The 7,670-nt window shown below is 61.8% G+C and carries 9 protein-coding genes; 4 read left to right on the forward strand and 5 right to left on the reverse strand.

Annotation, left to right across the window (positions count from 1 at the left end; genetic code table 11):
• Nucleotides 1–6: 6 nt before the first annotated feature.
• The 3 genes from HX815_RS19885 to HX815_RS19895 all read right to left on the reverse strand — a co-directional run bounded on the left by HX815_RS19885 (nucleotide 7) and on the right by HX815_RS19895 (nucleotide 2,160).
• A complete protein-coding gene (locus HX815_RS19885; protein ID WP_003218695.1) occupies nucleotides 7–426 on the reverse strand; it encodes an organic hydroperoxide resistance protein in 420 nt (139 codons plus the stop codon).
• Nucleotides 427–679: 253 nt separating this feature from the next.
• Nucleotides 680–1,132 (reverse strand): MarR family winged helix-turn-helix transcriptional regulator, encoded by a 453-nt coding sequence (locus tag HX815_RS19890; RefSeq protein WP_003218693.1) that lies wholly within the window; start codon nucleotides 1,130–1,132, stop codon nucleotides 680–682.
• Between the two features lie 77 nt (nucleotides 1,133–1,209).
• Complete coding sequence (locus tag HX815_RS19895; protein ID WP_008437773.1) at nucleotides 1,210–2,160, reverse strand: LysR family transcriptional regulator; 951 nt, start codon at nucleotides 2,158–2,160, stop codon at nucleotides 1,210–1,212.
• 108 nt (nucleotides 2,161–2,268) lie between these two features.
• On the opposite strand from HX815_RS19895, the gene HX815_RS19900 reads away from it, so the two are divergent.
• Nucleotides 2,269–3,018: a sulfite exporter TauE/SafE family protein gene (locus HX815_RS19900; RefSeq protein ID WP_087693650.1), complete on the forward strand. Its 750-nt coding sequence runs from the start codon at nucleotides 2,269–2,271 to the stop codon at nucleotides 3,016–3,018.
• On the opposite strand, the gene HX815_RS19905 is transcribed toward HX815_RS19900, so the two are convergent.
• Nucleotides 3,008–3,889 carry a LysR family transcriptional regulator gene (locus HX815_RS19905; RefSeq protein ID WP_023659060.1) on the reverse strand — a complete coding sequence of 294 codons (882 nt, stop codon included), beginning with the start codon at nucleotides 3,887–3,889 and terminating at the stop codon, nucleotides 3,008–3,010. The two genes, HX815_RS19900 and HX815_RS19905, sit on opposite strands and share 11 nt — an antisense overlap.
• Nucleotides 3,890–3,959: 70 nt before the next feature.
• On the opposite strand from HX815_RS19905, the gene HX815_RS19910 reads away from it, so the two are divergent.
• Complete coding sequence (locus HX815_RS19910) at nucleotides 3,960–4,166, forward strand: DUF1127 domain-containing protein (protein WP_003218685.1); 207 nt, start codon at nucleotides 3,960–3,962, stop codon at nucleotides 4,164–4,166.
• Nucleotides 4,167–4,211: 45 nt separating this feature from the next.
• Complete coding sequence (locus tag HX815_RS19915) at nucleotides 4,212–5,441, forward strand: winged helix-turn-helix domain-containing protein (protein ID WP_177028756.1); 1,230 nt, start codon at nucleotides 4,212–4,214, stop codon at nucleotides 5,439–5,441.
• Here HX815_RS19915 and HX815_RS19920 read toward each other — a convergent pair.
• Nucleotides 5,421–6,767, reverse strand: a complete 1,347-nt coding sequence (locus tag HX815_RS19920; RefSeq protein ID WP_087693647.1) for a class II 3-deoxy-7-phosphoheptulonate synthase — start codon at nucleotides 6,765–6,767, stop codon at nucleotides 5,421–5,423. The two genes, HX815_RS19915 and HX815_RS19920, sit on opposite strands and share 21 nt — an antisense overlap.
• Before the next feature lie 118 nt (nucleotides 6,768–6,885).
• Between HX815_RS19920 and HX815_RS19925 the strand changes: the two genes are divergently transcribed.
• Nucleotides 6,886–7,641, forward strand: coding sequence for a spermidine synthase (locus tag HX815_RS19925; RefSeq protein WP_008437778.1), 756 nt, complete (start codon nucleotides 6,886–6,888; stop codon nucleotides 7,639–7,641).
• Nucleotides 7,642–7,670: the final 29 nt, after the last annotated feature.

The raw sequence follows: 7,670 nt of genomic DNA on the forward strand, positions 1-7,670 counted from the left end.
CGTGGGTCAGACGGTTACGTGCAGGCGTACATCGACGTTGCCACGGGTGGCGTTGGAGTAAGGGCAGACCTGGTGCGCAGCGTCGACCAGGCTTTGCGCGTCGTCCTGGGCCAGGCCGGGCAAGCTGACGTGCAGGTCGATGTCCAGGCCGAAACCGCCGGGGATTTGACCGATGCCGACGTGGGCAGTGATCGAAGCGTCATCCGGGATTTTGCGTTTGGTCTGGCTGGCGACGAATTTCAGGGCACCGATGAAGCAGGCGGAGTAACCGGCGGCGAACAGTTGTTCCGGGTTGGTGGCCTGGCCACCCGCGCCGCCCAGTTCTTTTGGCGTGGAGAGTTTTACATCGAGGATGTTGTCGCTGGAAACAGCACGACCATCACGGCCGCCGGTGGCGGTGGCTACTGCGGTGTAGAGAGCTTGCATGGTGATTTCCTCGTCAGTGTTTGCGCTAAATGTTTGCGCGCTAAGTAAGTGGCGAGGTGAATGTATCTCGCTAATAGTTAGTGCGCAAGATATATTTGGAAAATATTTTGCGTGCTTTGATAGCCAGGCATTGCACAAACAAATGTGGGAGCGGGCTTGCTCGCGAATGCGGTGTGACAGTCACTAGATGCATTGACTGATCCACCGCATTCGCGAGCAAGCCCGCTCCCACATTTTTTGATGCGTGGTGCCTTTAGAGGGAGACTTGCAGGTTTTTTCGCAGTGCCAGTAAATCGCCCTGCAGCTTGCGCAACTGCTCGATGTCCAGCCCGCTGGCGCCCAGGATGCACTGTGGAATATCCATGGCTTTGTCCCGCAGGGCGCGCCCGGCCTCGGTCAATTCAACCACCACCACGCGCTCGTCTTCGCGGCTGCGGGTGCGGCTGAGCAGGCCTTCGGCTTCCAGGCGCTTGAGCAGCGGCGTCAGGGAGCCGGGATCCGTCAGCAGGCGATTGCTGATTTCGCCTACGGTCAAGCCATCCTCTTCCCACAGCACCATCATGGCCAGGTACTGCGGATAGGTCAGGCCGAGGGCTTGCAGCAGCGGTTTGTAGACCTTGGTCATCAACAACGAGGTGGAATGCAGGGCAAAACACAGTTGGTTGTCGAGCAACAAGGATTCGCAGGTATCGAGGGGCTTGGTCATGGCAGTGCCTTAAAACGTGTCTGGTTTCGAATCTAGCGGGCAAATCTTTAACGCGCCAGACAATTCTGTCCGGCCGGTCAACCCAGGCCGCTTTGCAGTGCCAGGTCCCAGGGCGGCACAGGGCTGAAGCGCGCCTTGAGGTATTCCAGCAACAAGCGGCTGCGGGCGTTGGCGTGTTGCTCCAGGCGGAGCGCATAGATGCCCGCGGTTTCAGGCGTCGGCAGGCCGTTCTCGCAGAACAGCGGGACCAGTTCACCGCGCACCAGGTATTCACTGGCGAGCCAGGTGGGCAGATGCGCAACACCCAGTCCGGCCAGCGCGCCTGAAAGCAGGGCTTCGGCGTTATTGGCGCTCATGCGAATGCGCTGCGGGCGGTAGGTGGATTTGCGCCCATCGAGCTCAAAACGCCAGGCGAACATCGGTGCCAGGCCTTCCCAATCCAGGCCGTCATGCTCGCTTAACTGGCTGGGATGGGTCGGGGTGCCACGGCTTTTCAGGTAGGCCGGGCTTGCGCAAGCGATGCGCACGATGCTGGCCAGTGGCGTGGCAATCAGCCGGGTGTCGACGATATGCCCGGCCCGCAGCACCAGGTCGACCTTGCCCAGATGCTCGCCCTGCATGTCGACAAAGCTGTCGATCAAGTGCAGGTGCACGTCCAGTCCCGGATAGACATTGAGAAAGTCAGCGATGGCAGGCGCCAAATGCCGCCTGCCGAAGGCCGCCGGTGCGTCCACGCGGATCAAGCCTTCAGGCGCATGACTCAGCGACACCGCTTCGGCCCGCGCCAGTTGCAGCTCGCTGACAATCCGCCGGGCGCGCTCGGCAAACGCCAGGCCGGCGGGCGTCGGCACCACCGCATGGGTGCTGCGTTGAAACAGCCGGCTACCCACCGAGCTTTCCAGGCTGTCGATGCGCCGCGCCACGGCCGAGGGCGTGAGCGGGTGACGGCGCGCGGCTGCGGAAAAGCTGCCGGCTTCCAGTACGTCGAGAAACAGGCTCAGTTGATCGGTCAATGTATTGGGGTTCATCAGCGTCTGCTTGTGCGAGATTGGCACAGCCATTGTGCGTTGCTGTGCGTTTCCGCACCAGAGCGGACTGCGTAGCATGCAAGGCCTGGGAACAGCAGGAGCGAGCGGGTGGCAGATTTAGCGTTGTATTTAATGCTGGGCGTAGCGTTGGGCACGGTCGGTGGCTTGTTCGGCATCGGCGGCGGGCTGATTGCCATTCCCGTGTTGGGGGTATTTTTCGGCCTCGACCAGCAGATCGCCCAAGGCACGGCCCTGGTGATGGTGGTGCCGAATGTGATGCTGGCGTTGTGGCGTTATCACCAGCGCAACCGGATTGAATTGCGTCATGCACTGCCATTGGGCGTGATGGGTTTTTCCTTCGCCTGGCTGGGCTCGATCTGGGCGGTGGGGATCGATGCTGACGTGATGCGGGTGGGTTTTATCGCGTTTCTGCTGGTATTGGCGTCCTACAACCTGCTGCGAATGTTTACCCACAATGCACCGCCGTCAGCGCAGATGCGTTATTCCTGGCCGTGGCTTGGGGTGTTGGGCGCGGCGTCGGGCTCCATGGGTGGCTTGTTCGGGGTGGGCGGTGCAGTGGTTGCCACGCCGGTGCTGACCAGCATCTTCGGCACCAGCCAGGTGGTGGCCCAAGGGCTGTCGCTGGCCCTGGCGCTGCCGAGCACCAGCGTGACCCTGGTGACCTACGCCTGGCACCACGAAGTGGACTGGCTGATCGGCGTGCCTTTGGCCGTCGGCGGTTTGCTCAGTATCAGTTGGGGCGTGAAAGTCGCCCACGCCATGCCGGAGCGCATGTTACGCGGGCTGTTCTGCGGGTTCCTGGCGGTGTGTGCGGTGATGCTGACGTTTAAAGTTTGAAGCCTTCGAGGATGTATTCGGCGAGGCATTCGGTAATCGGCGAGGTGGTGCGCGGGTTGCGCAACAGCCGCAGGTTGACCGACGGCAGCGGCGGAAAACCGTCCGCTGTGCCCAATATGCGCAGGTCTTCGGTCACCAGGCTTTCCATATTGATCGTGACGGCCAGGCCGGCACCCACCACTGCGAGGATCGCGGCCCCGTTGGAGCTGTGATACGCCAGTCGGTACTCCTGCCCCTGGGCGTCCAGCGCGGCGCGTGCCCACTGCGTGCAAAAACTGTCGAGGCCGGAAATGGCCAGGGGCAGGGCGCTGTGCTCATCCATACAGAAGCAGGGCGCCGCCACCCACACCATGCGTTCATGGCGCAGCAGTTCGCCGATTTCATTTCCCGGTTCGCGGCTGATAACGGTCAGGTCGAGGTCCCGGCGCTGCATCAGCACCGGCGACGACTCGCAGTGCATTTCAATCTGGATCAGCGGGTAAGCCTTGGAGAAGCGCTTGAGAATCCCCGGCAAGTAGCGCATCACGTAATCGTCCGGGGTGCCGATGCGCACCAACCCGACCATGTGCGGCTCGCGCAGGGTGTTGAACACCTCGCTGTGCAGCTTCAGGATCCTGCGGGCATAGCCCAATAGCACCTGGCCTTCCGGAGTCAGCCGCACCTGGCGACCATCGCGCTCGAACAACTTGCGCTGCAACACATCTTCTTCCAGGCGTTTCATCTGCATGCTCACCGCCGACTGGGTGCGGTTGACCTGCTCGCCGGCGCGGGTAAAGCCCCCTTGATCAGCGATGGCGACGAAGGTGCGCAGCACCTCGGTGTCGATACTCGGGTAGCTGGACAATTGATCAATCTCCGAGATGTATTGCATAAGAAACATTCGTTGGATTGATCATAGCGCCAGGCACAGACTTCAGTCATCCCCACTGGAGGGCGAGATGATGAAAGGTCAAAGAGGCTTTGTACTGATGGCGAAGCGGCCGTTTTCCGGGCTGCTTCAACTGGGTTCCCGGTGGATGGCCGTGCACCGTGAGCGCCAGCTGTTGATGAGCATGAGCGATGAGGCGCTCAAGGACATCGGGCTCAACCGTGGCGATGTCGAGCAGGAAAGCCGCCGGCATTTTTGGGAAGACCCGCTGCGAAAATGACTCGGGATGCAGTAGGGTGGTTCGCGAGCACACAAGGAGATGCCCATGCCCGCAGAACTGTCCTTTTCCCTCAAGCAGGCGCGACGCCTGGCGCTGGCCGCCCAGGGTTTTTCCGGGCGCCAGCCGCCGGCGTTGATCAAGGCGGCGCAGGTCAATCGCCTGGTTGAGCGTTTGGGCGTGTTGCAGATTGATTCGGTAAATGCGGTGGTGCGTTCGCACTACCTGCCGCTGTTTTCCCGTCTGGGGCATTACTCTCCGTTGATTCTAGAGCAGGCCGCCTGGAGTTCGGGGCGGCGCCGCTCGCTGTTCGAATATTGGGGCCATGAGGCGTCGTTGTTGCCAATGGCGTTGTACCCATTGATGCGCTGGCGCATGGAACGGGCGGCCCGGGGGCAGGGGATCTATCAGCAAATGGCGCGTTTTGGTCGCGAGCAGCAGGCCACCATCGCCCGGGTGCTGGGCATCGTCGAACAACAAGGCGCCCTGGGTGCGGGCAGTTTGTCGACCCGCGAGGAGCGCGCCGGCCCGTGGTGGGACTGGAGCGATGAAAAGCATGCGCTGGAATGGTTGTTCGCCGCCGGCCAGGTGACCGTCGCCGGGAGGCGGGGTTTTGAGCGTTTGTATGACCTGCCGGAGCGTGTGATCCCGGCCGACATTCTCCAGCAACCCCCCTTGGACGAGGCTGAGGCGCAACGCGGTTTGCTGCTGCACAGCGCCACGGCGCTGGGGGTGGGCACTGAAAAAGACCTGCGCGACTACTTCCGTCTGGACCCGGCCGACAGCCGTGGGCGCCTGGCGGAGCTGGTCGAGGATGGGCAATTGATCACCTGCGAGGTCCAGGGCTGGAAACAGCCGGCTTATTGCCTGCCCGAGCCGAAAGTCCCGCGCAAGGTGCCTGCCAGCGCACTGTTATCGCCTTTTGATTCGCTGATCTGGGAGCGCAGCCGTACCGAGCGGTTGTTCGATTTCCGCTATCGGCTGGAGATCTACACGCCCCAGGACAAGCGGGTATATGGCTACTACGTGCTGCCGTTCCTGCACAACGAGCGGATTGCCGCGCGCGTGGATCTGCGGGCGGAGCGGGCGGCCGGACGCCTGGCGGTGCATGCCGTTCACGAGGAAGAGCCGGGGCTGGGCGAGGAGGGCATGCGCGCGCTGGCCCTGAATCTGCGGCAGATGGCCGACTGGCTCGGGCTTGAGCAGATACAGCTCAATTGCCAGCGGGCCAGTGCGGCACGGTTGCGGGTAGAGCTTTTAACGCTTGACCTGTTTTAGCGTCTCGGCGATCAGGAATGCCAATTCCAGCGACTGATCGGCATTCATCCGTGGGTCGCAGTGGGTGTGGTAGCGGTCCGACAGCCCGTCTTCAGTAATCGGCCGCGCGCCACCGATGCACTCGGTGACGTTCTGCCCGGTCATCTCGATATGAATCCCGCCGGCGTAAGTGCCTTCGGCTTCATGCACCTGGAAAAACTCCTTCACTTCGCTGAGAATCTGCGCGAAGTCCCGTGTCTTGTAGCCGCTGCTGGCCTTGATGGTGTTGCCGTGCATCGGGTCGGAACTCCACAGCACCTGTTTGCCCTCGCGCTGTACCGCGCGGATCAGGTTGGGCAGATGGTCGCCGACCTTGCTGGCACCCATGCGCGCAATCAGGTTCAGGCGGCCCGGGTCGTTGTCCGGGTTGAGGATGTCGATCAGGCGGATCAGGTCGTCGGGGTTCATGCTCGGGCCGACCTTGACCCCGATCGGGTTGTTCACCCCGCGCAGGAATTCGACGTGGGCACCGTCAAGTTGGCGGGTGCGATCACCGATCCAGAGCATGTGTGCCGAGCAGTCGTAATAGTCGTTGGTCAGGCTGTCGCGGCGCACGAAGGCTTGTTCGTAGTTGAGCAGCAGCGCTTCGTGGGCGGTGAAGAAACTGGTCTCGCGCAGTTGCGGCGAGCTGTCCATGCCACAGGCACGCATGAAGGCCAGGGTTTCGTCGATGCGGTCGGCCAGTTGGCTGTACTTCTCGGCCAGGGCGGAGTTGGCGATGAAGTCCAGGTTCCACTTGTGCACCTGGTGCAGGTCGGCAAAACCGCCCTGGGCAAACGCCCGCAGCAGGTTCAGGGTGGCGGTGGACTGGTGGTAGGACTGCAGCAGGCGGTCCGGATCGGGCACGCGGCTTTTTTCGTCGAAGCCGATACCGTTGACGATATCGCCGCGGTAGGCGGGCAGGGTGATGCCGTCGATGGTTTCATCGTTGGAAGAGCGCGGCTTGGCGAACTGGCCCGCCATACGCCCGACCTTGACCACCGGGCAGCCGGCAGCGAAGGTCATCACAATCGCCATCTGCAGCAGCACCTTGAAGGTGTCGCGGATTTTTGCCGCCGAGAACTCGGCAAAACTCTCGGCGCAATCGCCGCCTTGCAACAGGAAGGCGCGACCCTGGGTCACCTCGGCAAACTGACGGCGCAACTCACGGGCTTCACCGGCAAACACCAGCGGCGGATAGCTCGCCAGGTTTTGCTCGACCTGCGACAAATGCGCGGCGTCAGGGTACTGGGGTTGTTGCTGGATCGGCAGGGCGCGCCAGCTGTCGGGGCTCCAGGGTTGGCTCATCATGAACTCGAGTGATTTGCGGTCGGGCCGTCATGTTATCAGCAATTAGTACGTGACCTGCTGCCGCCGGTTCGCCCACAATCCCGGCTTTCCCGTTGGCACGCCGTTAGGAGTTGCAATGTCTGAGGAGCGCGTCGAGCGCCTGCTGGCCGAGGTCCATGATGACTTCGGCATGATCCGCGTGCTGGAAGTGGCCGATTACCGCTTTCTCGAGTTTGGCGATGCCATCGAGCAGAGTTGTGTGTTTACTGCTGACCCGAGCTGGTTGGAGTATGACTACACTCGCGCGATGCTGATTGGGGCGTTGTGCCATGAGCAGCCGGAGAGTGCGTTGTTTCTTGGGTTGGGGGCTGGGACGTTGACCCAGGCTTGCCTGAAGTTTCTGCCTTTGGATGATGTGGAAGCCATCGAACTGCGGCCTGATGTGCCGCGTCTGGCCATTGAGTACTTGGGGCTGGATGATGATCCTCGGCTGTATATCCGCGTTGGGGATGCGTTGGAATTGCTGCCTTCGGCTGAGTCGGCGGACCTGATTTTTGTCGACCTGTATACGGATGTTGGCCCTGGGGTTGGGCACCTGGCCTGGACGTTTCTGGAGAATTGCCAGAAGAAGCTGAACCCGGGGGGGTGGTTGGTGATTAATCAGTGGGCTACGGATGATGGGAAGCCTTTGGGGGCGGCGTTGTTGCGTGGGTTGTATCACCGGCATTATTGGGAGTTGCCGGTGAAGGAGGGGAATGTGATTTTGCTGGTGCCGGCGGATCTGGATCAGGTGCTTGATGTGGCGGCGTTGTCGGCGCGGGCTGAGGGGTTGGCGTCGCGGTTGGGGTATTCGTTGCAGTCGCTGATCAAGGCGATTCGGCCGGCTACGTAGGGTTTTGATTGTGTACATATCCGTTGCTG

This window comes from Pseudomonas sp. E6002 (assembly GCF_013385565.1).
In the GTDB taxonomy this organism is placed as follows: domain Bacteria; phylum Pseudomonadota; class Gammaproteobacteria; order Pseudomonadales; family Pseudomonadaceae; genus Aquipseudomonas.